At 73.0% G+C, this 25,367-nt stretch carries 17 protein-coding genes; 9 read left to right on the top strand and 8 right to left on the bottom strand.

Annotated elements, in window-relative coordinates; translation table 11 throughout:
- Positions 1–77: 77 nt before the first annotated feature.
- Genes ACQ9ZG_RS30515 through ACQ9ZG_RS30505 form a run of 3 tightly spaced genes read right to left on the bottom strand, consistent with a single transcriptional unit; the run spans position 78 to position 7,512 of the window.
- On the bottom strand, positions 78–1,310 hold the full coding sequence (locus tag ACQ9ZG_RS30515; RefSeq protein ID WP_415736960.1) for an ATP-binding protein: 1,233 nt from the start codon (positions 1,308–1,310) through the stop codon (positions 78–80).
- A complete protein-coding gene (locus tag ACQ9ZG_RS30510; protein WP_499281435.1) occupies positions 1,307–6,655 on the bottom strand; it encodes a hypothetical protein in 5,349 nt (1,782 codons plus the stop codon). The genes ACQ9ZG_RS30515 and ACQ9ZG_RS30510 overlap by 4 nt, the downstream gene beginning before the upstream one ends.
- Positions 6,652–7,512 carry a DUF4132 domain-containing protein gene (locus ACQ9ZG_RS30505; protein WP_018487309.1) on the bottom strand — a complete coding sequence of 287 codons (861 nt, stop codon included), beginning with the start codon at positions 7,510–7,512 and terminating at the stop codon, positions 6,652–6,654. The genes ACQ9ZG_RS30510 and ACQ9ZG_RS30505 overlap by 4 nt, the downstream gene beginning before the upstream one ends.
- Before the next feature lie 331 nt (positions 7,513–7,843).
- Between ACQ9ZG_RS30505 and ACQ9ZG_RS30500 the strand changes: the two genes are divergently transcribed.
- The 7 genes from ACQ9ZG_RS30500 (at position 7,844) to ACQ9ZG_RS30470 (ending at position 16,685) form a co-directional block, all read left to right on the top strand.
- Positions 7,844–7,978 carry a hypothetical protein gene (locus ACQ9ZG_RS30500; protein WP_258312088.1) on the top strand — a complete coding sequence of 45 codons (135 nt, stop codon included), beginning with the start codon at positions 7,844–7,846 and terminating at the stop codon, positions 7,976–7,978.
- Complete coding sequence (gene kdpF / locus ACQ9ZG_RS30495) at positions 7,975–8,064, top strand: K(+)-transporting ATPase subunit F (protein WP_019761714.1); 90 nt, start codon at positions 7,975–7,977, stop codon at positions 8,062–8,064. Before ACQ9ZG_RS30500 ends, kdpF begins: the two co-directional genes overlap by 4 nt.
- An 8-nt stretch (positions 8,065–8,072) precedes the next feature.
- Positions 8,073–9,737 (top strand): potassium-transporting ATPase subunit KdpA, encoded by a 1,665-nt coding sequence (gene kdpA, locus ACQ9ZG_RS30490; protein ID WP_109914946.1) that lies wholly within the window; start codon positions 8,073–8,075, stop codon positions 9,735–9,737.
- Positions 9,734–11,842: a potassium-transporting ATPase subunit KdpB gene (kdpB, locus tag ACQ9ZG_RS30485; RefSeq protein ID WP_109914947.1), complete on the top strand. Its 2,109-nt coding sequence runs from the start codon at positions 9,734–9,736 to the stop codon at positions 11,840–11,842. Before kdpA ends, kdpB begins: the two co-directional genes overlap by 4 nt.
- Positions 11,843–11,848: 6 nt before the next feature.
- On the top strand, positions 11,849–12,523 hold the full coding sequence (locus tag ACQ9ZG_RS30480) for a potassium-transporting ATPase subunit C (RefSeq protein ID WP_109914948.1): 675 nt from the start codon (positions 11,849–11,851) through the stop codon (positions 12,521–12,523).
- A 70-nt stretch (positions 12,524–12,593) separates the two neighbouring features.
- Positions 12,594–15,131 carry a DUF4118 domain-containing protein gene (locus ACQ9ZG_RS30475; protein WP_499281434.1) on the top strand — a complete coding sequence of 846 codons (2,538 nt, stop codon included), beginning with the start codon at positions 12,594–12,596 and terminating at the stop codon, positions 15,129–15,131.
- 144 nt (positions 15,132–15,275) lie between these two features.
- Positions 15,276–16,685 carry an LCP family protein gene (locus ACQ9ZG_RS30470; RefSeq protein ID WP_441350819.1) on the top strand — a complete coding sequence of 470 codons (1,410 nt, stop codon included), beginning with the start codon at positions 15,276–15,278 and terminating at the stop codon, positions 16,683–16,685.
- A gap of 206 nt (positions 16,686–16,891) precedes the next feature.
- Here the strand turns inward: ACQ9ZG_RS30470 and ACQ9ZG_RS30465 are convergent, their stop codons facing one another.
- Entirely contained in the window at positions 16,892–17,746 is an 855-nt protein-coding gene (locus ACQ9ZG_RS30465) for an isocitrate lyase/PEP mutase family protein (RefSeq protein WP_109916619.1), read from the bottom strand.
- 176 nt (positions 17,747–17,922) lie between these two features.
- Here ACQ9ZG_RS30465 and ACQ9ZG_RS30460 point away from each other — a divergent pair, with 176 nt between their 5' ends.
- On the top strand, positions 17,923–18,564 hold the full coding sequence (locus ACQ9ZG_RS30460; RefSeq protein ID WP_109916622.1) for a GntR family transcriptional regulator: 642 nt from the start codon (positions 17,923–17,925) through the stop codon (positions 18,562–18,564).
- Between the two features lie 51 nt (positions 18,565–18,615).
- Here the strand turns inward: ACQ9ZG_RS30460 and ACQ9ZG_RS30455 are convergent, their stop codons facing one another.
- Both ACQ9ZG_RS30455 and ACQ9ZG_RS30450 read right to left on the bottom strand, forming a co-directional pair.
- The gene (locus ACQ9ZG_RS30455) at positions 18,616–19,752 is read right to left on the bottom strand and encodes a bifunctional 2-methylcitrate synthase/citrate synthase (protein ID WP_109916620.1); all 1,137 of its coding nucleotides are present in this window, start codon (positions 19,750–19,752) and stop codon (positions 18,616–18,618) included.
- 76 nt (positions 19,753–19,828) lie between these two features.
- Positions 19,829–21,346 (bottom strand): MmgE/PrpD family protein, encoded by a 1,518-nt coding sequence (locus ACQ9ZG_RS30450; protein WP_499281433.1) that lies wholly within the window; start codon positions 21,344–21,346, stop codon positions 19,829–19,831.
- 211 nt (positions 21,347–21,557) lie between these two features.
- Here ACQ9ZG_RS30450 and ACQ9ZG_RS30445 point away from each other — a divergent pair, with 211 nt between their 5' ends.
- Complete coding sequence (locus ACQ9ZG_RS30445; protein WP_499281432.1) at positions 21,558–23,090, top strand: short-chain fatty acyl-CoA regulator family protein; 1,533 nt, start codon at positions 21,558–21,560, stop codon at positions 23,088–23,090.
- Here the strand turns inward: ACQ9ZG_RS30445 and ACQ9ZG_RS30440 are convergent.
- Positions 23,084–24,163 (bottom strand): acyl-CoA synthetase family protein, encoded by a 1,080-nt coding sequence (locus ACQ9ZG_RS30440; protein WP_109916794.1) that lies wholly within the window; start codon positions 24,161–24,163, stop codon positions 23,084–23,086. The genes ACQ9ZG_RS30445 and ACQ9ZG_RS30440 overlap by 7 nt on opposite strands.
- Positions 24,160–25,122, bottom strand: a complete 963-nt coding sequence (locus ACQ9ZG_RS30435; RefSeq protein WP_109916795.1) for an ACP S-malonyltransferase — start codon at positions 25,120–25,122, stop codon at positions 24,160–24,162. The genes ACQ9ZG_RS30440 and ACQ9ZG_RS30435 overlap by 4 nt, the downstream gene beginning before the upstream one ends.
- Positions 25,123–25,367: the final 245 nt, after the last annotated feature.

Below are 25,367 nucleotides of genomic sequence, written 5' to 3'. Positions count from 1 at the left end.
GTCCGCACCTCCGGGGCAGCCCCCCGCCCCACCGCCATCGTCGCCCGCGACGCGGGCCTGGTCGACTCGCTCATCCGTCAGTTCTCCAGCACCGCGCGCAGGTCCCACAGGGCACGCCAGGTGGCGGACCCCTGCTCGGCGCGCCTGCGGACCGGGCCGTCCCAGTACCCCAGCAGCCGTGCCGCGTCGGCCGGGTCGTCCTTGCGGACGACGCCGAGCAGATGGCCGGGCAGGAGGGAGAGCACGTCCCGGTCCCCCGGGAAGTAGGCGGCGGCCAGGCCGAGGGAGCCCGCGACGGAGACCGCCTCCGCCGTGCTCATGACCGTGGAGGGGCGCTCGACCTCCCAGCCCTCCGAGGAACGGCCCTCGCGCAGGTCCCGGAAGGCCGTGACCAGCGCTTCGAGGACGGCGTCGTCCACCTGGTAGGCGGCGCCCGCCCGTTCCACGGCGGCGCGCGACTGGCGGCGGACGAGAGCGGTCTCGGCGTCCACGTCCCCGATCGGGCCGACCGTCTCGAAGTTGAAGCGCCGCTTCAGAGCGGCGGACATCTCCGAGACGCCCCGGTCCCGCAGGTTGGCGGTGGCGATGAGGCTGAAGCCGGGGGCCGCGTGCACCTGGGCGCCCTCGCTGCCCGCGAGTTCGGGGACCGCGATGCGCCGCTCGGAGAGCAGGGAGACCAGCGCGTCCTGGACCTCGGGCAGACAGCGGGTGACCTCCTCGACGCGGGCGACCGCGCCCCGGGTCATGGCCGTGAGCACCGGGGAGGGCACCAGGGCCTGTTCGGTGGGGCCCTGGGCGAGCAGGAGCGCGTAGTTCCAGCCGTACTTGAGCTGGTCCTCGGTGGTGCCCGCGGTGCCCTGCACGGTGAGCGCGCTGGTGCCGCAGACGGCCGCCGACAGCAGCTCGGAGAGCATCGACTTGGCGGTGCCGGGCTCGCCCACCAGGAGCAGTCCGCGCTCCCCGGCGAGGGTGACCACACACCGTTCGACCAGGGCGCGTTCACCGACGAACTTCTGCTCGATCACCAGGCGGCGCGGCACCCCGGCGTCGGGCCGGGCGGCCTTCGGCAGGCTCAGCGCCTCCCCCGCGCTGCCGGTCACGAAGGTGACGACGGCGCGCGGGGTGAGCCGCCAGCCGGGCGGGCGGGGGCCGGTGTCCTGGGCGGCGAGGAAGGCCAGTTCGGTGGCGTACCGGTCCTCGGGCGGGGTGACCTGGCGGTGTTCCCGGCCGGGCGCCGCCGCCCGGTCCGGGCCGCCGGGCACGGTGGTGCTGTCCATGTCGCTGCTGCTGGTGGTGGTGTCGCTCGTCATCGGCGGCGGCCCTTCCGGGAGGTGCGGGTGTCCAGTTCTTCGAAGGCCGGGGCGTCGCCGCCGCGCACCCGTGCCCAGGCGGCCGCGAACAGCGCTGGCAGGGGGAGGTGGGGCATGGTGCGGACGCTGCCCACCACCGGGTACAGGCCTTCCTTCCAGGTCTCCAGCGGCAGCGCGGGGGCGTTGCGCTCGATCCAGCCGCACGGCAGGAAGAGGGTGCGGCCGGCCCGGGAGCGCTTCGCCTCCACGACGAGGTCGGTGGCGGCGAGTTCGGCGCGTGCCTTCTTGACGCGGGCCGGCTTCCACTCCGTCCAGCGGACGCAGTTGCGGTCCGTCGGGTCGGGCAGGGTGAGCAGCATCAGGTAGAGGGCGGCGGCGTCCGCGCTCAGGCCGAGGGAGCCGGCCGCCTCCGCCACCAGTTCCGGGACCGCGCGGGTCGGGTCCTGCGCCGGGTAGTACGGCAGGTGACCGGGGTGCGGGGCGCCTTGGGAGGACGTGGCGGCTTCCGGAGGGGTCGTACCCCCGGTGGCCGCGGAGCCGTCGGGGAGGCCCGCCGAGACCAGGGCCTCGGTCTCCTCCTCGAGCAGGGCGCGCAGGGCGAGGAAGTCGCCACCGGCGCGGGAGGCGGTCGTCCCCTCGACGAGGCCGAAGGCCGGGTCGTCGGGGCCCGTCAGACCGGCCGGGCAGATCAGGAGCTTCTCGTGGTTGCCGTAGCCGTGGCCGGGGCCGAGGAGCAGCGCCGCACCCGCCCGGACCAGTCCGTCCGCGTCCGCCCCGCCAGACTCGGGGAGGCCGAGGGCGGCGCGGATCGGGACGCCGATCGGCTTGCCCTCCTCCGTCCAGTCCAGACCGAGGTCCAGGACCAGCGCCGGGTCGGCGAGGCGGGAGCGCAGGGCCGCCAGTCCTGCGGGCAGGTGGGCCCGCAGGGGGTGCCCGTACGGCAGGGTGTAGGCGAGGGTCCGCAGCGCGGTCAGGGCGGAGGCGACCGAACCGCGTGCGCCGACCCGCCGCAGGGCGGGGCGGCCGGTCCCGTCCGGGACGTCGGTGCCGTGGGTGAGCCAGTTGCGGGAGCCCGCGTTGAGGACCAGGTCGACGGCGCCGGGCGTGGTGCCCGACAGGTCGAGGTCCAGCTCCTCGGGGACGCGGACGAGGGAGCCCAGACGCTCCCGCCAGACCTCGGCGGCGGCCTCGACGTCCGGGCCCTTGGTCCACAGCTCGGCCGGGTCCGTGGGCAGCAGCGCCCTGAGCAGGGCGTGCCGTTCGTCGCCCGGCAGGGCGTCCAGCCTGGCCTGGGCGGCTTCGAAGGCCCGGGTCTTGGAGCCGAGCAGGGCGAGCGCGTCGGCTCCGGGCTCCGCGACGGCGGCCGAGAGCAGGGCGACGGCCTGGAGCGGTCCGATACCGGTGGCCGCGTGGAATTCCTCGGCGGCCTCCGGGCGCCAGGGCGCGGGGCCCTGTTCCCTCAGGAGGGCGGTGAGCCGGGTCAGCCGGTCAGGGTTCATGCCCTCGTGGAGGACGCGCTCGCGGTCGAGGGTGAAGCCGGCGACGGGTCCGAAGACTCCGGTCGGGTCGTGGTCCAGGGCCAGCCAGCGGGCCACGTCTTCGTTGATGTTCCGGCCGCGTTCGGCGATGACCACCACCGTACGGGCGCCCTTGCGCAGCACTTGGCCGAGGCGGTGCACGGGCCCCCGGCGTCCCTGCCCGGGCGTGCCGCTGTACGGCTCGATGAGGTCCACCTGGCGGACGGTGCCCGCCGGGTCGGCCAGCGGGCCCGCCGCGAGGGTGTCCAGCAGGACCAGGAGCCCGGCGCGGTGCTCGGGGGACAGCGCCGACGAGGCGGCCCGGTAGGCGAGTTCGGGCAGCTGGCCGAGGAGGGAGGTCCAGGACAGCGAGCCCGCGGGCACGGTGAACTCGTCCCGCTGCCAGCCGTCGACCGGGGTGAAGGGGGCCGTGGACGGCACGGGCTGGCCGAAGGCCGCTTCGCCGCCCAGGACATGGTTGACGCCGAGGATCTGCCGGACGATGGTCCAGCGGAGCCCGCCTCCCCACCAGCCGCCGTACAGCCGCTCGGAGCCGAAGGCGGTGGCCTCCCGCAGGGTCGTGTCGTCGCCGTGCTCGGGCGCGTGGTCGAAGAACATGCCCTGGGTGCGCGCGGTGTTCCGGGGGGTGACCGGCTCTGCGGGCTCGGGCGGTGTCACGTACCGGACGGCCGCGGCGGCTCGGTCCACCGCGTTGCGGACGAGGCCGGTGACTCCGGCGAGGAGCCGTACGTCGGTCACCTCCGGCAGGGCCCGGGCGACGGCCTCCTCGCTCATCTTCCGCGACGAGGGTCCGGTGTACTCCTCGACGGCCCGGCTGGCCTCACGGTGCCGGGCGACCGCGGCGGCGACCTCCTTGAACAGCTCCCCCGCCCGTGAGTCCGTCAGGGCCCGCAGGGCGGCGGAGCCGTGCTCGTCCCTGGGGCGCAGGGCATGCCAGTAGGAGACGGGCGGCACGTAGGGGGTGCCGGCCGCGTCGTTCCCGCCGGAGGAGTCGGGGGTGACGGACCACAGGGTGCCGCCGGTGCCGTCGGTGTCGGCCGGACGCGCTTCGACGGACCGGTGGTGCAGGGCCAGGACCGGCAGCGATCCGCCGGGCAGGGCAAGGGCGCCGAGGGGCACCGGGGCGCAGTCGGCGCAGAGCGGGTACGGGAGGGTCACCGTGCGGCCGTCGGGGGTGCCGGCGACGATCCGGTGGCCGTCCGCGGGGGCGGCGGCGCCGGGCTCGGTGACCGTACGGCGGACCCAGCGGCCCAGGACCGTGCCGTCCGTGCCGAACGGGGTGTTCTCCAGACCGGGCTGGAGGGGCAGCACCTGGCAGTGCTCGGTGAGCAGCCGGGTGCCGTCCTGGACGCCGGAGCGGAGGAAGGCGGGCAGGGAGGCGCGGCCGTGGGTGCCGGTGGCGGGGTCGTACTCCAGCCAGACGCGCTGCTTGCCCTGGTGTCCGTCGCGCCAGTGGCCGGTGCCGTCGGAGATGACGGCACGCTGCGGCGGAAGGGAGGTGTCGCCCGCGTGCAGGGCCTTGCCGCCCGTGGCGCGGCCGCCGCCGGGCAGCGGGAGGCAGACCTCGTCGGAGGCGCCGGAGTGTCCCCAGCGGGGGATCTGCTCGCCGCCGACGGTGAAGACCTCGGCGGGGCGGTGCGACCAGTAGCCGCGCTGGTTGCCGTCCTCCCACCAGATGACGAGCAACTCGCCGTCGACGTAGCGGAAGCCGAGGGTGCGCCAGCGGTCCAGGGTGGCGGGCAGCCGCAGGGTGTGCCGGAGCAGGACGCCCTCGGGGCCGACGACGACGGCGCGTTCGAAGGTGTTGAGGATCAGCGCGGGCCAGGCGCCGGTGACCCCGACGCTCTCCGTGCGGTGGCGCTGGCCCGCGGAGGCGGCGTCGGCCTCCGCGGCGAGTTCGGCGTACGTCTCGTCCAGTGCGGGCCAGCCCATCTCGTCCGGGATGCCGGTGCGCAGGGTGGCGGCGAGCAGGGGGACCACGTCGTGGGCCTTGAGGTGGCGCACCGCCTCGGGGGCGACCTCGGCGGCCACGGGGCGGAATCCGGAGAGCTTGTTGAGGGCGGACTGCAGTCCGGGGAGTCCGCGGGAGGCCGTGTACTCCTCGGCGCGGGCGGTCAGCCACTCGCGCAGGACGACGGAGAGCACGGGGTGCGCGGCCAGCCGGGCCATGCCGGTGTCGCTCACCCGCTGGCCGCGTCCGCCGCCGAGCTGGCCGACGGTGCGGCTCAGCAGGGCGCGGAAGGCGGGGTGTCCGTCGAGCGCGGTGAGGTCCCGCGCGCCGGGGGCTTTGTCGGTCAGCCAGTTGTCGAGGGGGAAGCCCGGGGCGTAGCCGCCCTGGTCCTCGTCGTCCGGCTCGGCGACCGGGACTCCGGAGGCCAGGCAGAGGTCGAGGATGTCCAGGTCGGCGTTGCGCTGCCAGCGGCCCTGGAACAGTTCGACGGGGCGTCCGTCGGCGCGCAGCCGGTCCGCCGCGCGGGCGACCAGCGCGAGGGTCTCCGGGCTCCGGCCGACGGTGGCCCGGTTGCGGCGGCGGTGTGCCTCCCAGCGGGCGAGCCAGTCCGCCGGCGAGACGGCGGGGGCGCCCTCGCCGGGCGAACCGGGAGGACCGGAAGCGCCGGAGGCGGAGGCGACAGCGGTTCCGGGGGCGCCGGAAGCGGCGGGGAGGGCCGTGAGCAGGTCCTCGGCGCCGGACTCGGCCAGCAGGGTGAGCCAGCCCCGTTCGGCGTCCGCGCCCCGGCTGCCGTTCTCGGTGAAGGTCTCCGGGAAGAAGCCGAGGAGCCGGGCGCGCACGGCCGGGTCCCGCTGGGCGAGGGCGACGACGGCCGGGCGGTAGGCCGTCCAGAACGAGGCGGGGGCCCGCACGACTCCCGGGGAGCCGATCAGGTCGGCCACCAGGTCGCGTTCGGCGCTCTCGCGGTCCAGTCCGGCGGCCTTGACCAGGGCGCGGACGTCCTGCGGCAGGGCGGCGTAGGGCGGCATGCCCGCGGCACAGCGCTCGACGAGCAGCCGGCGGAACTGCGCCCAGGCGTCCGCCGGGTCGAGCCGGGCGGCCAGGTCGCGCACGTACTGCCGCAGCGCCTTGACGGTGAGCGCACCGGCGAAGGCGAACTCCAGGAAGACGGCCCGCTGCCGGTCCTCGTCCACGACGAGACCGTGGACCCGTTCGGCCTCGCGGGCCTTGCCGAAGAAGGAGGCCGCGTAGACGGTGTTCTCGGCCTGGAGGAAGAGGCGGGCGACCTGCTCGTAGTAGGTGGGGAGGAAGTGGGGCACGGCCCGGCCGAGCCGGGTGCCCAGCTCGTCGAAGCCCTCCTTGGCGGCGCCCGCCCGCGTCCTGGCCTGCCGGCCCAGCCGCTCGATGTCCTTGACCAGGGCCAGGGCGTGGTGGCCGTTGGCCGGGTCGTTGACCAGGGCCCAGGCGGGGAAGCCCAGCGTCTCGCGGCGCACCTGGCCCACGACGGGGGCTTCGGCGGCCCGGGAGAGCCCGAGGAACTCCAGGGCCAGGTCCTCGGCCTCACCGAGGGTGGCGGGCACGAGGCGGACCACGGGACGGTCGCCGAGGGCGGGGTGTGTGTAGGTGCGGGCGGTGAGCGCGTCGGCGTCGTCCCGTCCGCTGGTGCCGGCCGGGAGGACGGCGCCCGCGTCCAGCAGGGCCGCGGCGCGGGCCTCGGCGGCGGGGTCTCCGGTGGTGCGGCCACGGGCCTGGTCGCCCGCCTGGGCGGGAAGCACCGCCGCGGCCGCCCCGGTGCCGCTCCCGGTCTCGGTGTTCATGGTGCCGTTCGCGTCGTTGTCCGTCGTCGTGGTGCTCATGCCGCCCGCTCCTCGTCCTCCACGTCGCGACCGGCGTAGAGCGCCGCCGCCATGCGCATGCCCTCGGACCACGCGACGGGGCCGACCTCGGCGGCCGTCAGCGTGCGCCCCGAGGGGTCGGTCCAGCCCAGGGGGCCCGTCTCGGTGTCGTACTCGCCGTATCCGTCGTGCTCGCCGATCCAGATGCGCGCCTCGACGGTGGTGCCGTCCTCCACCACCGGGCAGACCGCGTAGCCGCCGCGCGACCGGTAGCCGAGCTGGGTGACGCGGCCGTGCAGGAACCGCAGTTCCTTGAAGGCACCGCCCGCGTAGGTGTCCACGGAGACGGTGTCCGGGGCGAGGCCGGGCGGGCGGCGCCACACCTCGCGGAACAGCTGCTCCACCCGCTGGCTCACCTCCAGCTCGACCGCGAACTCCCGCAGCTCGTCCAGGTCGTCGAGGAGGACGGGGTGGGGAACGCTCACCACGTCCGGGGTGATGCGGACCGTGTCGCCGTCCAGGTCGACGAGACCGAGGCCGCGGTCGGGGTCGACGTCGCGCAGGAACCCGGCGACCCCGCCGTCCGCGCCGGTCACCACCACGTCCCGCAGAGCCGCCTGCCACGCCGGGTCGGGCCAGACCCGGGCCAGGACGGCGGTGGGGACGGGCAGCGAGCGCACCATCCACTGCTCGACATCGGTCAGGCACCGGCGTTCGTGCCGGTCCAGCCACTCGGTGAGCTGCCGGAGGCCGACGACCGCCGGATCGTCCTTCAGTTTGGCCGGGACGGACTTCAGCCGTCGGCCCTTCCCGTTGCGGCAGACCACCTTGCCCGCCTCCAGGGCGACTTCGTAGTCGCCCGCCGGTACCCACCCCATGCGCTGTTCTCCCCGTGTTCCGTACGGCGCCGCCGGGCGGCGGCACGCTGATGAGACCCGCCGACGGCAACGCACCGTGACGAGTGAGAGAGACTCTAGGCGCCCCCACTGACAATCCGGCCGGGCCCCGTCGGTCCTCCCCCACGGCCCCGGCTCCCCTTCACCGGCCCTCCTCCGCCCCGAGGGCTGGGACACGCCTTTCACGCGATGCGGAGAGTGACGTCCCGTCGCGCTTGGCGAGGAATGGCGTCAGGCCGGCGTCAAGAATATCCCCGCCCCGTATGAGCCCCGTCAAGATGGTCAACGACGGGCTTGGAGCCGAGGTTTGCTTATGCCGGCCGACCGGCTGATTTCTTTCCTCTCTTCATCCCAGGAGCTCGCGATGGCCGATCTGGCCTTCGTCGCCACCACGATCGCGGTATTCGCACTGGTGGTTCTCGTCGCCCGGGGGGTGACCAAGCTGTGACCGCCGAGAATGTCGTCGGCCTTGTCGTGGCCGTCTCCCTGGTCGGGTATCTCGTTCTGGCCCTCCTCTACCCGGAGAGGTTCTGAGTGCCGGCATGAGTTCCCAGACCGCTGGTGTGCTCCAGCTGCTCGCACTGATAACCGCACTCGCCCTCGCCCACCGTCCACTGGGCGATTACATGGCGAAGGTCTACTCCTCCGAGAGGCATTACCGCCCGGAGAGGTGGATCTACCGGATCATCGGTGCCGATCCGGCCGCCGGGATGCGGTGGCCCGCCTATCTGCGCGCCGTTCTCGCCTTCTCGGCGGTGAGCGTCCTCCTCCTCTACCTGATCCAGCGTGTACAGGGCTCGCTGCCCGGTTCGCTCGGCTTCTCCTCGATCGACCCCGACCAGGCGTTCAACACCGCCATGTCCTTCGTCACCAACACCAACTGGCAGTCCTATTACGGCGAACAGGCCATGGGGCACGTCGTGCAGACCGGCGGCCTCGCGGTACAGAACTTCGTCTCCGCGGCGGTCGGCATGGCGGTCGCCGTCGCACTCGTACGGGGCTTCTCCCGGTCCCGTACCGGTGAACTCGGCAATTTCTGGACCGATCTGGTGCGCGGGACCGTCCGTGTCCTGCTCCCGATATCGGTGATCGGGGCGGTCGTCCTGGTCTCCTGCGGGGCGATCCAGAACTTCTCCGGCATTCACGAGGTCGGCCAGTTCCTGGGCGGCCCGCAGGAATGGAACGGCGGTGCGGTCGCGTCCCAGGAAGCCATCAAGGAACTCGGCACCAACGGCGGCGGCTATTTCAACGCCAACTCCGCCCATCCCTTCGAGAATCCCACTCCCCTGTCCAACCTCTTCGAGATCTTCCTCATCCTGCTGATCCCGTTCGCGCTGACGCGGACCTTCGGGCGGATGGTCGGTTCGCCGAAGCAGGGGTACGCGATCCTCGGCGCGATGGCCGTCATCTGGATCGGGTTCACCGCACTGATGATGTGGACCGAATTCGCCCACCGCGGGCCCGCGTTCGAGATGGCCGGTGGAGCCATGGAGGGCAAGGAGACCCGCTTCGGAATCGCCGGGTCGTCCCTTTTCGCGGTCGCCACGACGCTCACCTCGACCGGTGCGGTGAACTCGTTCCACTCCTCGTACACCGGGTTCGGCGGCGGCATCACGATGCTGGGCATGCAGCTCGGCGAGATCGCCCCCGGCGGTGTCGGCTCGGGGCTCTACGGCATGCTGATCATGGCGGTCATCGCGGTGTTCGTCGCCGGGCTGATGGTGGGCCGCACCCCCGAGTACCTGGGCAAGAAGATCGGCACCCGTCAGATCAAGCTCGCCGCCTGCTACATCCTCGTCACTCCGGCCCTCGTCCTCGGCTTCACCGCGGTGGCCCTGGCCCTGCCCACGCCCGCCGACTCGATGACCAACACCGGCGCGCACGGCTTCTCCGAGATCCTGTACGCCTACACCTCCGGCGCCAACAACAACGGCTCCGCGTTCGCCGGACTCGACGCCGACACCCCGTGGTTCAACACCACCATCGGCATCGCGATGGCGCTCGGCCGCTTCCTCCCGATGGTCTTCGTCCTCGCGCTGGCCGGCTCGCTGGCCGAGCAGCGGCCGGTGCCCACGACCGCGGGCACGCTGCGCACCGACAAGCCCCTCTACGCGGGGCTGCTCGTCGGCACCGTCACCACCGTCACCGGACTCACCTACTTCCCGGCCCTGGCGCTGGGTCCGCTCGCCGAAGGGCTCGCCTCATGAGCACCGTCACCCCCACCCGCGCTCCGCACCGGGACTCGCCCCCGACCGGCGGCGCAAGGTCGGCCGCCCGTGTCGGCGGCGGCCTGTTCGATCCGAAGCAGCTCCTCACATCGCTCCCGGACGCGCTGCGCAAGCTCGACCCGCGCATCATGATCACATCACCCGTCATGTTCGTGGTGCTCGTCGGCTCGGTGGTCACCACCGTGCTCGCGATCACGGACCCGACCGACTGGTTCGGCTGGGCGATCACCGGATGGCTCTGGCTGACCACCGTCTTCGCCAACCTTGCCGAGGCCGTGGCGGAAGGCCGGGGCAAGGCCCAGGCCGACACCCTGCGCAGGGCCAGGACCGGTACCGTCGCCCGCCGCGTCGTCGGCGCGGCCGAGGAGCGCGTCGCCGGAACGGAGCTGCGCGTCGGGGACCTGGTGGTCTGCGAGGCCGGAGACGTCATCCCCGGCGACGGAGACGTGGTCGAGGGCGTCGCCTCCGTCGACGAGTCCGCGATCACCGGAGAATCGGCCCCGGTCATCCGCGAGTCCGGCGGTGACCGCAGTGCGGTGACCGGCGGTACGAAGGTGCTCTCCGACCGTGTCGTCATCAGGATCACGACGAGGCCGGGCGAGACCTTCATCGACCGGATGATCAGCCTGGTGGAGGGCGCGGCCCGGCAGAAGACGCCCAACGAGATCGCCCTGAACATCCTGCTGGCCTCCCTCACCATCGTCTTCCTGCTCGCGGTGGTCACCCTGAAGCCCTTCGCGATCTACGCGGGCGCCGACGACCAGACCTCGCTGATCGTGCTCACCGCCCTGCTGGTGTGCCTGATCCCCACCACGATCGGGGCCCTGCTCTCCGCGATCGGCATCGCCGGGATGGACCGGCTCGTCCAGCGCAATGTGCTGGCCCTGTCGGGTCGTGCGGTGGAGGCCGCGGGTGACGTGTCGACGCTGCTTCTCGACAAGACCGGGACGATCACCCTGGGCAATCGGCAGGCGGCGGAATTCCTGGCGGCCGAGGGCGTGGCGGAGGCCGAACTCGCCCGCGCGGCCCGGCTCTCCTCGCTCGCCGACGAGACCCCCGAGGGCCGGTCGGTCGTCGTGCTGGCCGAGGAGCGGTACGGGCTGCGGGAGCGGGACCGGGGCGAGCCGGACGGGGCCGCCTGGGTCGCGTTCACCGCGCAGACCCGGATGTCGGGCGTCGACCTGGACGGGCGGAAGGTCCGCAAGGGGGCGACGGGTTCGGTCGTCGCGTGGGTGAGGGAGCGGGGCGGGGCCGTCTCCGCGGACACGCACGCCCTCAGCGAGCGGATCTCCCGGGCCGGCGGCACGCCGCTGCTGGTCGCCGTGGAGGACGACCGGGGCGCCCGGGTCCTGGGAGTGATCCATCTCAAGGACGTGGTGAAGGACGGTATGCGGGAGCGGTTCGGGGAGCTGCGCCGGATGGGCATCCGTACGGTGATGATCACGGGCGACAACCCGCTGACCGCGAAGGCGATCGCCGAGGAGGCGGGGGTCGACGACTTCCTGGCCGAGGCGACGCCCGAGGACAAGATGGCCCTCATCAAGCGGGAGCAGGCCGAGGGGAAGCTGGTGGCGATGACCGGCGACGGCACCAACGACGCCCCGGCCCTGGCCCAGGCGGACGTCGGTGTGGCGATGAACACCGGTACCTCCGCCGCCAAGGAGGCCGGGAACATGGTGGACCTGGACTCCGACCCCACCAAACTCATCGAGATCGTCGAGATCGGCAAGCAACTCCTGATCACCCGGGGCTCGCTGACGACGTTCTCCATCGCCAACGACATCGCGAAGTACTTCGCGATCATCCCCGCCATGTTCACCGTGGCGTATCCGTCGCTGGACCGGCTCAACATCATGGGCCTCTCCTCGCCCGAGTCCGCGATCCTCTCGGCGGTCGTCTTCAACGCGCTGGTCATCGTCGCCCTCGTGCCGCTCGCCCTCAGGGGCGTCCGCTACCGGCCCGCGAGCGCCGACCGGATGCTGCGCCGCAACCTCGGTCTGTACGGAATCGGCGGCGTCGTCGCCCCGTTCGCCGGCATCAAGCTCATCGACCTGCTCCTCTCCCTCCTCCCCGGAATCGGCTGATCCGCCATGACCCACCACACCGTCGGCACCACCGTGCGCGTCCTCGGGGCAGGCCTCCGCGCCCTGCTCGTCCTCACCCTCGTCTGCGGGCTCCTCTACCCCCTCGCCGTCACGGGCGTCGCCCAGGCCCTGTTCCCCGGCAAGGCCGACGGCTCCGAGATCAGGGACGCGAGCGGGCAGGTCGTCGGCTCCTCCCTCATCGGGCAGCGTTACGACCTCCCGCCGGAGCAGGGCGGGGGCGCTCCCGCCCCGGACCTGAGGTGGTTCCAGCCGCGCCCCTCAGGCGGGCTCGGCACCAACAGCGTCAACACGCGGTACGCGCTGCTCCTCTCCGGGGCCACCAACCGCTCCGGCGACAACGAGGAACTGATCCGGTGGGTGCGGGACGCCAGGGCCGCCGTGGTCAGGGACAACTCCACCGCGTCCTACCGGGTGGCCCCCGGTGACATACCGGCCGACGCCGTCACCTCGTCCGGCTCCGGCCTGGACCCGCACATCTCACCGGCGTACGCGAAGCTCCAGGTCCACCGGGTCGCGGAGAGGAACGCTCTCGGCGTCGCGGAGGTGGAGCATCTGGTCGCCGACCACACCGCCGGCCGGGTCCTCGGATTCCTGGGGGAACCCCGGGTGAACGTACTGGAGCTGAACACCGCGCTCAGGGACCTGACCCGGAACGGATGAGTCCAGCACGCGGGAGCCGCCCGGCCCGCACGGAACGGCAAGGCACGCTACGGAACGGCAGGGAACGGTCATGGGACGCGGCAGACTGCGGATCTACCTCGGTGCGGCGCCGGGCGTCGGCAAGACGTACGCGATGCTCTCCGAGGCCCATCGGAGGATCGAGCGCGGCACCGACGTGGTGGTCGGGTTCGTGGAGCACCACGGGCGGCCCCGGACCGAGGTGATGCTGCACGGGCTGGAGACCGTTCCGCGCCGGGCGCTGGAGCACCGGGGAGCCGCGTTCACCGAGATGGACGTGGACGCGGTCCTCGAACGGGCTCCGGCCGTGGCCCTGGTGGACGAGCTGGCCCACACCAACGTCCCCGGCGCCCGCAACGCCAAGCGCTGGCAGGACGTCGAGGAGCTGCTCAGGGCCGGGATCGACGTCGTCTCCACGGTCAACATCCAGCACCTGGAGTCGCTCGGCGATGTCGTGGAGTCGATCACCGGCATACGGCAGCGCGAGACGGTCCCGGACGAGGTGGTGCGGCGGGCGGACCAGATCGAGCTGGTCGACATGTCGCCCCAGGCGCTGCGCCGCCGGATGGCGCACGGCAACGTCTACCGGCCGGACAAGGTGGACGCGGCCCTCTCCCACTACTTCCGCCCCGGCAACCTCACCGCCCTGCGCGAGCTGGCCCTCCTGTGGACCGCCGACCGGGTCGACGAGTATCTGCGGCAGTACCGGGGCGAGCACGGCATCCGGACCACCTGGCAGGCCCGGGAACGCATCGTCGTCGGGCTGACCGGCGGGCCCGAGGGCCGTACCCTCATCCGCCGCGCCGCCCGCCTCGCGGAGAAGGGGGCCGGGGGCGAGGTGCTGGCCGTCCACATCGCCGCGAGCGACGGTCTCAAGGCAGTGTCGCCCGAGGAGTCGGCCGTGCAGCGCACGCTGGTCGAGGATCTCGGCGGGACGTTCCACCACGTCATCGGTGAGGACGTGCCCTCGGCGCTGCTGGACTTCGCCCGCGGGGTCAACGCCACGCAGATCGTGCTGGGGGTCAGCCGCCGCAGAGCGTGGCAGTACGTCCTCGGGCCCGGGGTCAGTGCCACGGTCGCCCGTGAGTCGGGTCCCGACCTCGACGTCCACATCGTCACGCACGACGCCGCGGCCAAGGGCCGCGGGTTGCCGGTCGTCCGGGGCGCCCGGCTCGGGCGGGCCCGGATCGCGGGAGGCTGGCTCGTCGGCGTCCTGGGACCCGCCCTCCTCGGTCTGCTGCTCAAGACCGTCGTGCCCGATCTCGGGCTCGCCAACGACATGCTGCTCTTCCTCACGCTCACCGTCGCCGGCGCCCTGCTCGGCGGTGTGCTTCCCGCCCTCGCCTCGGCCGCCGTCGGCTGCCTGGTGCTCAACTACTACTTCACCACGCCGTTCCACCGGTTCACGGTCTCCGACCCGAAGAACATCGTCGCCATCGTGATCTTCGTCGGTGTGGCCGTCTCCGTCGCCTCGGTCGTCGACCTGGCGGCCCGCCGTACCCATCAGGCCGCCCGGCTGCGCGCCGAGTCGGAGATCCTGTCCTTCCTGGCGGGCAGCATCCTGCGGGGCGAGAACTCCCTCGACGCCCTGCTCGAACGGCTCCGGGAGACCTTCGCCATGGACTCCGTCGCCCTGCTGGAGCGGGACGGCGAGGCCGAGCCCTGGTCGTGCGCGGCGGCGGTCGGCGGCACTCCGGCCGGCCGTCCCGAGGACGCCGACATCGGCATCCCCGTGGGGGACGACCTGGCTCTGGTCCTGAGCGGCCGGGCGTTGCGGGCCGAGGACCGCCGGGTCCTGGGCGCGTTCGCCGCCCAGGCCGCCGTGGCCCTGGACCGGCAGCGCCTGGTCGGGCAGGCCGAGGAGGCGCGCGAGCTGGCGGAGAGCGACCGTTTCCGCACGGCCCTGCTCGCCGCCGTCAGCCATGACCTCCGCACGCCCCTGGCCGGGATCAAGGCATCGGTCACCTCGCTGCGCTCCCACGACGTCACCTGGTCGGAGACCGACCGCGAGGCCCTCCTGGAGGGGATCGAGGAGGGGGCCGACCGGCTGGCCGCGCTGATCGGCAACCTTCTGGACATGTCCCGGCTGAACACCGGCACGGTCGTCCCGATGATCAGGGAGACGGATCTGGACGAGGTCGTCCCCATGGCCCTGAGCAGTGTGCCCGAGGGCAGCGTGGAACTGGATATTCCGGAGACCCTGCCGATGGTCGCCGTCGACCGCGGTCTGCTGGAACGCATCGTCGCCAACATCGTCGAGAACGCCGTCAAGCACAGCCCGGAGGGCTCCCCCGTCCTGGTCTCCGCCGGCAGCCTGCACGACCGGGTGGTACTCCGCGTCGTCGACCGGGGCCCCGGCGTCCCCGACACGGCCAAGGAGCACATCTTCGAACCGTTCCAGCGCCTCGGTGACGCCCCACGGGGTGCGGGCGTCGGGCTGGGCCTGGCGGTCGCGCGCGGCTTCACCGAGGCGATCCGGGCCACCCTCACCGCCGAGGACACCCCCGGCGGCGGCCTGACCATGGTCCTCGCCCTGCCCCGGGCCGCCGCCGGACCACCGGCGCCTCCGGCCGGCCGCGGCGCCGGGTGAACCCAGGGGCGCGAACCGGAGAGGGGGACCCGCCATCCGTATATCTACAGGACTGTAGAGTTCTCCCAGCCGCACGGTGCGGTGGCGGCCCCGGACCGACGCGTACGCGAGGCGGCGGGGCGGGGCGAGACGTCGGAGGACAGTGTGGGGACGGGGGGCCGAGGACGGCGAGGCCGTACCGCGCAGCGCCGTGGCGGTCCGCGCGGGGAGCGCGGCCACAAGAAGTCGCTGACCCGGCGTGGCCGGATCCTGCTGTGGACGGCCGGGGTGCTGGCCGTGCTGGTACTGGGCGCGGCCGGAGCCGGGGCCTGGATCTACGGGGAGTTGGACGGCAACATCCACGCCGCCGACGTCGACGACCGGATCGGCGGTGAGCGCCCCCGCAACATGAGCCCCGGCTCCAAGAACATCCTGGTGGTCGGCTCGGACAGCAGGGCGGGCGGGAACGCGGCGTACGGCAAGGGTCTGGAGACCATGCAGTCGGACACGCTGATGGTCCTCCACCTGGCCGCCGACCGCGAGTGGGCCACCGCCGTCTCGCTCCCGCGCGACTCCTGGGTCCGCATACCGGCCTGCGACCGGGGCGACGGAACCAGGTCCGCACCGCACCGCTTCAAGATCAACGCGTCGTTCGCCATCGGCGGTACCGGTGGCGATGTCGGGACCGCCGCCGCCTGCACGATCAGGACCGTCGAGCAGAACACCGGACTGCGCATCGACCACTTCGTCTCCGTGGACTTCCAGGGGTTCAAGGGGATGGTGAACGCGCTGGGCGGCATCGAGGTGTGCCCGGAGGAAGCCATCCATGACGAGAAGGCCCGCCTGGATCTCGAAGCCGGCTGTCAGACCGTCAAGGACGAGGACGCCCTCGGCTATGTCCGTACGCGCTACAGCGTGGGCGACGGCTCCGACATCGGACGCATCGGGCGCCAGCAGGAGTTCATGAAGGCGCTGGCCGCCAAGGCCCAGCAGACGCTGACCAGCCCTGCCGACCTCTACGGCTTCCTCGACTCCGCCACCAGGTCGATCACCACCGACCGGGCCCTGGCCGGGATCAAGCCGCTGTCGGCGCTCGCCTCCGAGGTCAAGGGCATACCGGCCGACCGGCTCACCTTCCTCACCGTGCCCAACTACGCCCGCGAGGCCGATGTGCCCTCCGACCGGGCCAACGTCGTCTGGCAGTACCCCCAGGCCGCCGATCTCTTCGACGCGATGGCCGAGGACCGCGAGCCCGACAAGAAGGCGCTGGAGGCCGCGGCCGCCGACCCGGTCCACGCCCGGTCGGTCCAGGTCCAGGTGCTCAACGGGACCGGCGTCGCCGGCCGGGCCGCGCAGGCCGCCGAGGAGTTGCGCGACCTCGGCTACACCGTCGTCGGTACGGGGAACACCCCCGATCCGGTGGATCGTACGGCCGTACTGCACGCGCCGGCCATGGCGGATCACGCGCGGGTGCTCACCTCCCGTCTGGAGGGGGTCACGGCGCGTCCGGACGAGCGGGGTGGGGGCCAGGTCCTCACCCTGGTCGTCGGGCCGGACTACCCGGGCGCGGCCTGAGGCTTCGCCGGTGCCGGTACGGGCCCCGAGCGCACCCCGCGCCGGAAGCGGAACCGGCCCGTACCCGGCTGGGGAGAAGCCCGGTTCGGCCGCCTGCCGATCGGGGCGCCGGGTCGGAGCGGCTCCCTGTTCCACGCCGCCGGGCCGGACGCGTCGGTCCTCACGAGCGGGGCGCCGGCCGTGGCGGCAGTCCTGCCCGGCGCCCGTCAGGACCCGATGGCGAGGTACTCGGCCGTGCGCACGATCCGCTCGCGGTCGGCGAAGGAGGCCAGGTCGTCGCGTACGGCACCGCTGTCGCCGTCGCGGTTGATGGCTTCCAGCGTCCGCCGGACCGCGGTGATCACGGCGCGCTGGAGGTCCGAGGGGATGATGACCAGCCGGTAGCCGAGTTCGCGCAGGCGCTCCTTGGGGACGAGCGGGGTCTTGCCGCCGTGGAACATGTTGATCAGCTTCGGCTGGGGGATGCGCGCGGCGATCTCCTCGATCTGCTCCACGGTCCGGGGCGCCTCCACGAAGATCACGTCCGCGCCCGCCCCGGCGTAGGCGTTCGCGCGCTCGATCGCCGCGTCCAGGCCCTCGGTCGCGATGGCGTCCGTGCGGGCGATCAGGACGAAGTCGGGGTCGGTGCGGGCCTTGCTGACGGCCTGGATCTTCCGGACCATCTCGTCGGTGCTCACCAGGGACTTGTCGTCCAGGTGGCCACAGCGCTTGGGGAAGGTCTGGTCCTCGATGTGCAGGCCTGCCACACCGATGCGCTCGTACAGGGCAAGAGTCCGTACGGCGTTCACCGCGTTGCCGAAACCGGTGTCGGCGTCCGCGATGACCGGGAGGGTCGTCACGTCGACCATCTGCTCGATCCGCGCGGCCACCTCGGTGAGGCCCAGCAGGCCGATGTCGGGGACCCCGCAACTACGGGCGATGGCACCGCCGCTGGCGTAGATCAGTGCGCTGCCGCTCTCCTCCACGAGGCGGGCGCTGAGCCCGTCGTACGCGCCGGGGGCGACGTGGATGCCGTCGCCCTCGATCAGCCGGCGGAGGCGGGTGGTCGGTCGCTTCGGCATGGTGACTCCTCGGATCGGGGCTGCCGGGTGGCGGAAGCCCCCTCGGTCGCTGGTCGTGGGGTGGGCGACGCCGGACTCCTGTATACAGAGTGTATGCACGCACGGTCCGGGTGGGACCGGCGAGAGGCTCGCGGGAGGTACGGATGGGTGCGGCGGCGGGGCGAGGGGACGGATCGGTGAGCCAGAGCACGCACGCCTACGAGCGGGTGAAGGCGGAGATCGTCGCCGGTGGGCTGGGCCCCGGGACGCACCTCAACGAGGTGCGGCTCGCGGAGCGGATCGGCGTCTCCCGTACGCCCCTGCGGGCGGCACTGCAACGGCTGGACCGGGAAGGGCTCGTGAGGACGGTATCCGGGCGGGGGGCTTTCGTGAGCGAGCTGTCCCTGTCCGATGTCCGCCACCTCTTCCAGCTGCGGGAGGCCCTGGAGACGCACGCCGCGCGGCTGTGTGCCAGGTCCGCGCGACGCGGCGAGTTCGGTGGGCTGGAGCGGGAGTTCACCGAGCAGCACGCGGTGCTGGCCCGTGACACGGGTGGCTCCCGGCTGGACGGCTACTACGCACTGGCCGAGGAACTGGACCGCAGGATCGACGAGATGGTCGCCAATCCGTATCTGACCGGGGCGATGGCACCCGTCCGCGATCAGCTCCGCAGGCTGCGCCGGATCGCGCGCCGGAGCCCGGAACGGGTCCTGCGGTCCGCCCTGGAGCACGCGGCGGTGTGCCGGGCCATCGCGGACGGCGACGAGGACGCGGCCGCCGCCGCATCGGCCCGGCACATCGGCAACAGCCTGCGGCACATCCTCGACACCTCGGTGTAGGAGCGGACGGGCCGCTCGGCCCCGGTCGTCCTCGGCCCCCGCGGCCGCCCGTCAGGAGGCGGCGGGCACCGGGCGCTGTTCCCGGCCGTCGTACGAGGCCAGTGGTCTGATCAGGGCGTTGTGGGAGAGCTGTTCGGTGATGTGGGCGGTCCAGCCGGTGATGCGGCTCATCACGAAGATGGGCGTGAAGACCGGGATGTCGAAGCCCATCAGGTGGTACGCGAGCCCGGCCGGATAGTCCAGGTTGGGGTGGATGCCCTTGCGGGCGACCATGGCGTGGCGCAGCGCCGCGTGCAGGGTGGCCAGGCGGGTCGCCTCCGGGTCCCCGGCGCGGGAGACCAGGCGGTCGAGGGCTTCCTGCATGATCGGTACGCGGGAGTCGCCGTGCCGGTAGACCCGGTGGCCGAAGCCCATGATCTTCCGCTTGGAGGCCAGCGCCTCGTCCAGCCACTCCCCCGCCCGCCGCGGGTCGCCGATCTCGTTCAGCATGTGCATCACGGCCTCGTTGGCGCCGCCGTGGAGCGGCCCCTTCAGCGCGCCGATGGCCGCCGTCACCGCGCTGTAGAGGTCCGAGAGGGTGGAGGTGACGACCCGGGCGGTGAACGTCGAGGCGTTGAAGCTGTGTTCGGCGTACAGGGTCAGCGAGATCTCGAAGCAGCGCACCACCTCGGGGTCGGGCACCGTCCCGAAGCACATGTGGAAGAAGTTCTCCGCGTACCCCAGCTCCGGGTCCGGTCCGATCGGCGCGAGACCCCGGCGGCGGCGCTGGTCGGCGGCGACCACGGTGGGCAGCTTCGCCAGCAGGGTCAGGGACTTGGCCCGGTGGGCGGTGAGGCTGCCGTCGTCCTCCAGCGGGTCCTCCGCGCCGAAGAAGCTGACGGCGGTGCGCAGCACGTCCATCGGGTGGCAGGTCTCCGGCAGCCGGGTCAGCAGCTCCAACGTGCTGCGGTCCAGGGGGCGCAGGGCGCACTCGCGGGCCCGGAAGTCCTTCAGCTGGGCGGCGTCGGGCAGTTCGCCGTACCAGAGGAGGTGGGCGACCTCCTCGAAGGAGCGGTGGGCGGCCAGGTCCTGGACCGCGTAGCCCCGGTAGGTCAGGGAGTTGGTCTCCTGGATGACGGTGGAGATCTCGGTGGTGTCGACGACGACACCGGCCAGGCCGCGGTGGATCTCGGGTGCGGTGGCGGTCATGGGGTGTGCCTCCGGATCGTCGGTGGCGCCGTCGGGCGCGCGCTGCGGGGGTGCGGGGCGGTACGGGGGCGGGCCATCAGAACAGGCCCGTGGGGAGCGTGGCGTCGTACGCGGCGACCGCATCGGTGTCCACGGCCGGGAAGAGCCCGTCCAGGCCGGTGGTGGACAGCTCGGCCACGCGCTCGGCGGCCGACAGGAAGCGGTCCTGGGCGTCCGGGGCGACGATCCCCTCGGCAAGGGTGCGGAACTTGCGCGCGTACGCGGGGCGGTCGAAGGGGCGGGCCCCGGCCGGGTGGGCGTCGGCGACGGCGAGTTCGTCCTCGACCACCGAGCCGTCCGCCAGGGTGATCACGACCCGGCCGCCGAAGGCCCGGCGCTCCGGGTCCGGGTCGTGGTAGCGGCGGGTCCACTCCGGGTCCTCGACCGTGGTGACCTTCCGCCACAGCTCGACGGTCTCCGGTCGGCCGGCGCGCTCGGGGGCGTAGGAGCGCTCGTGGTGCCAGCCCCCGTCCTCCAGGGCGACGGTCAGGATGTACGGCGCCGAGTGGTCCAGGGTCTCGCGGCTGGCGGTGGGGTCGTACTTCTGCGGATCGTTCGCACCGGAGCCGATGACGTTGTGCGTGTGGTGGCTGGTGTGCAGCACCACGGAGCGCACCTTCTCCAGCGGCCCGGTCTTCTCGCGGAGCCGCCGCGCCAGGTCGATCAGCGCCTGGGCCTGGTACTCCGCGGAGTGCTCCTTGGTGTACGTGTCCAGGATGGCGCGGCGGGCCTCGCCGGGCCCGGGCAGCCGCACGGTGTAGTCGGAGTCCGGACCGTTCAGCATCCAGGCGAGGAACCCGTCCTCGCCCTCGTAGACCGGGGAGGGGGACGTCTCGCCGCGCATCGCCCGGTCGACGGCCTCGATGGCCGCCTTTCCGGCGAAGGCGGGGGCGTACGCCTTCCAGCTGGAGATCTCGCCCTTGCGGGACTGCCGGGTGGCCGTGGTGGTGTGCACCGCCTGCTGCACGGCCTGGTACACCGTCTCGGTCGGCAGCCGGAGCAGGGCGCCCAGCCCGCAGGCCGTGGCCGCGCTCAGGTGGGCGACGTGGTCGATGCGGTGCTCGTGCAGGCAGATGCCCTTCACCAGCGCCACGTGCACCTCGTAGGCGGCGACGATCCCGCGCAGCAGGTCGGCGCCGGAGCGGCCGGTGTGCTGGGCGACGGCGAGGAGCGGGGGGATGTTGTCGCCGGGGTGGGAGTAGTCGGCGGCCAGGTAGGTGTCGTGGAAGTCCAGCTCCCGTACGGCGGTGCCGTTGGCCCAGGCCGCCCACTCGGGCGAGATCCGGCCGGTGGCGCCGAAGACCGACGCTCCGGGCGTGGCGGCGGAGTGCGCGAGGGCCTGGGCGCGGGCGACGGCGACCGGGCGGCGCACCAGGGAGGCGACCGCGACGGACGCGTTGTCGATGATCCGGTTGGCAGCCATGGCCGCCGCCTCGGGGTCGAGTTCCCCGGCCTCCTGGGTGCCGGTGGCGACGACGGCCAGCTTCCAGGCGAGCTGCTCGTCGCGGGGCAGCCGGGCGGCGCTGGGGTGGACGCGTACCTGGTGGTCGATCACGGGACTCCTCGCAGAGCAGGGTCGGTGCGGTCTGAGCTGCTGCCATGGACAGTGCCCGCTCCGCCGCTCCCGCACCACCCGTCGAAGCTGTGAAGCCCCACCAGGAATGAGCTGCGAATCCGCGAATGTTGCGAAGGGCGCGGATGCTATGTTCGCAAGAACGTGCGCCGGTGTACGCCGCCTTCGGAAGGCGCCCGACCAGGAGGGACCCGTGGCCCGACGAGCGACCGAGCACAAGGTCTACGCCCACGCCAAGCTCCGCCGGCTCCGCCGCGAGCGGGGGATGAACCAGGTCGACATGGCCCGCGCGCTCGGCATCTCCGCCAGTTACGCCAACCAGATCGAGCTGGGGCAGCGGCCGCTCACCGCGAGCGTGCTCCTCCAGATCGCGAAGGTCTTCGGGGTGGACGCGGAGTTCTTCTCCGAGGCCGCCGGAGACCGTCTCGCGGCCGACCTGCGCGCGGCCCTGGCCGACGAGGCGTGCGGGGTGGCCGTCCCGGCCGTCGAGGAGATCGCCGAGGCGGCCCGGGACCACCCGGAGGTGGCCCGCGCGCTGGTGGCCCTGCACCTGCGCTACCGGGAGACCGCCGAGCAGGCCGCCGCCCTCGCCTCACCGGAAACGGGACAGACCCTGCTGCCCCCGGCCGAGCCGCACGACGAGGTACGCGACTTCTTCTACGCCCACCACAACCACTTCGGCCCCCTCGACACGGAGGCCGAACGCACCGCGGAGGCCCTGGAGCTGCGGCCGGGACGGGCCGCCGACCCCCTCACGGAGCTGCTCGCCGAACGCCACGGCGTCCATGTCGTCCAGGCCGCACCGGGCCGGGCCGCCGACGCCCGCCGCTACGACCCCGACACCGGCCTGCTCTTCCTCTCCCCCTGGCTCAGCGACGGCCAGCAGGCCTTCCAGCTCGCCACCCAGCTGGCCTTCCTGGAGCAGCGCCCGCTGATGGACGAACTCGCCGACAGCGCGGCCGAGCTGACCTCGCCCGAATCCTCCGCCCTGGCCCGCATCGGCCTCGCGAACTACTTCGCCGGGGCACTGCTCATGCCGTACACCGCCTTCCACACCGCGGCCGAGGCCGTGCGCTACGACATCGAGCTGCTGTCCGCCCGCTTCGGCGTCGGCTTCGAGACCATCTGCCACCGCCTGAGCACCCTCCAGCGCACCGGCCGCCGCGGGGTGCCGTTCTCCTTCCTCCGGGTCGACCGGGCGGGCAACATCTCCAAGCGGCAGTCCGCGACCGACTTCCACTTCTCCCGGCTGGGCGGCACCTGCCCGCTCTGGACGGTGTACGAGGCGTTCTCCGCCCCCGGCCGCACGCTGACCCAGGTCGCGGAGATGCCGGACGGCAAACGCTACTTCTGGGTCGCCCGCACGATCACCCGCGGCGGCTACGGCCACCACGCCCCGCGCGCCGAGTTCGCCGTCGCCCTGGGCTGCGAACTCCGCCACGCCCACCGCCTCGTCCACGCCGAGGGCGTCGCCCTCGACGACCCCCGGGCAGCGACGCCGATCGGCCTCGGCTGCCGCATCTGCGAACGCCGCGACTGCGCCCAGCGGGCCCGGCCCCCGGCCGGCGGCCGGCTGGCCATCGACCCGGACCGGCGCACGTATGTGCCGTACCCGGTGGAGGGTGCCGGGTTCCGCGAGCCGCGCACCTCCCGGGGCGTCCGGCGCCCGACCGGGGACCCCGCCCCGGGAACACCCGCCGAACGGCCCGGGGCTCCGCGTCAGTAGAGGCCCTCGGGCGAGGAGTTGGTGATCTGGAGGGGGCGGATGTTGGCGACGCCGTCGGTGGGCCAGTGGTCGGTCGGGTGCCGGAGGGCCTGGTCGCGCTCCAGGATGTTGGGGAGGAAGAGGTCCTCGTGGAGGACGGTGAGGCGGACCCGGCCGACCGTGCCCGGGGCGACCGTGGTCGAGAGGTCGCCCCGGTCGACCACCGCCATGGTGATCTGCGGGTAGTTCGGGACGTAGCTGATCAGTTCGCCGTCCTGCTCGATGTCCAGGCAGGCCGCGTTGCCGAAGGTGTTGCCGTAGGTCAGTCCGCAGATCCCGCCCCGCAGGGCGGAAGTGAAGGTCCGGTACATGTCGGCGCTGATCTGGGTGCCGCTCAGGCGGACGCCGTCCAGGGCCGCGACCAGTTCGGGCCGGTGCCGGCAGAGGGCCTGGAGGAGGGCCGGGGTGGTGTTGAGGTAGTGGACCCGGCCCTGTCCGAGGACGTCGGTGATCTGCTCCAGCAGGTGGGTGGTGTAGTCGTCGACCTCGGCCAGGCGCCCGGCCCGGATGAGGCGCTTGACCCACCGGGGATCCATGTCCACGGCGTACACCTGTCCGGCGTGGAGTTCGGACACCTCCCGGACGCCGTTCCCGATCAGGTGCGGCCCGGTGGGAGTGGCCTGCAGCCAGGTGCGGCCGGGGGCGAATCCCTCCCGTACGAAGGACCAGCGGCGCCAGACCGCCCGGTGCAGCAGCATGTCGGGGGTGTAGAACGCCCGGCAGGGGGTGCCGGTGGTGCCTCCGCTGTCCCAGACCCGTCCGGCCAGCGGCCTGGGCACGGACAGCGGGACCAGGTCCGCGGGGTCCTCGTGGCGCAGCCGGTCGAGCGGGAACGGGCCGAAGGCCCCGAGCTGGTCGTAGCGGGTGATGTCGCGGGGGTCGAAGTCCAGCCGGGGGGCCTGGCCGAGCCAGTAGGGACTGCCGGACACCGGGTCGAAGTGCCTCCGGACCACGGTGCGGGTCCAGGCGTCGAGGTCGGTGTCCAGCCATCGTGCGATCCGGGCGTCGGGGTCGGCGCGGGTGGCGGCGGTCACGGCAGGGCCGGGGCGCCGGAGAGGTCGATGCCGAGGTCGTAGGCGGTGGTCAGGGCCTGCTCGATGTGCTCGGGCCGCTCGATGTGCACCACGGGGAAGGGGAACGCGAGGATGCCCTCGGGGATCGAGGGGCCCATCACCAGTCCGAGCCGTACGCCCTGCTCCCTCATCCCGCCGTAGACGTCTACCAGGCTGATCGGGTTCGTGGAGTTGCGCTGGAAGAGGTCCCTGACGTCGGCCGCGGTGCGCAGGACCTTGGGCTCCAGGCAGGAGAACAGCGGGAGTTCGGGGTCGGTGAAGGGGATCGCGTCGATGCGCGGGGCCATGAAGTCGCGGTAGGGGCGGCGCAGCGGGGTGTGGACGGCGATGGTGCGTCCGGGGAGCGGTACGACCGTTCCCGGTGGGGCCTCGGCGGCGAGCGCGCCGAGTGCTTCGGCGTGGCCGGCGAGCATCATGATGCGCCGGGTGCCGTCGGCCGTGGGCCCGAAGTCGCCCGCCAGGTGGATGCCGGGGACGTTCTCGCCCGGGTGGGAGGGGGCGTCCTCGGCGAGGGAGCCGAAGGCGATGGCTATCCCCTGCCGCGGGTCTCCGGCGGGCGGTTCCGGGGCGTCGCGGGAACCGGCCAGCATGTCGAACAGGTCCCGCCGCCCCAGAGCTCCGGCGAGACAGCTGGCGGTCATCGCGCCGAGGCTGAGCCCGCCGATGGCCGCGGGGCGCAGGCCGAACGAGGCGAGTACGTCGTGTACGCCGATCGCGAGGGCGGCCTCGCGGACGGTGCCGACGCTCTGGCGCTCCTCCTGGGCGGTCGGGAGGTCCTCCTCCAGGATCTGTCCGACCGTCAGCCCGGTCCATGCGGAGACCTGCTCGTACCAGCTCCGCACGGTCTCGTAGGTCCGGTAGAGCTCCTGGCCCCGCGGCTCGGTTCCGACGCCACCGCCGAACAGGTACCCCAGACTCATGACAGCTCCTGTGGATTGGTGTGATGGGAGGGGCAGTGGTGCGGCCCAGGTGCGGTGCAGCGCGGTGCGGTGCAATGGACGTGTACCTGACAGTTTCACGGCACAGAATACGGCGCTCGACCGGGCGGCCGGGAATCTGTCGCACGGCGCGATATCGAGACGCTATCCAGGTCTGGGAAAATCTTCGGCAGTATACCGGCGGAGCGCGTTTCCCGCCTTCGGAAAGGAACTGTTCGGCTCTTTCT

It is taken from the genome of Streptomyces araujoniae, from assembly GCF_050871195.1.
In the GTDB taxonomy this organism is placed as follows: domain Bacteria; phylum Actinomycetota; class Actinomycetes; order Streptomycetales; family Streptomycetaceae; genus Streptomyces; species Streptomyces bacillaris.
This window is presented reverse-complemented; position numbering and strand designations above follow the sequence as displayed.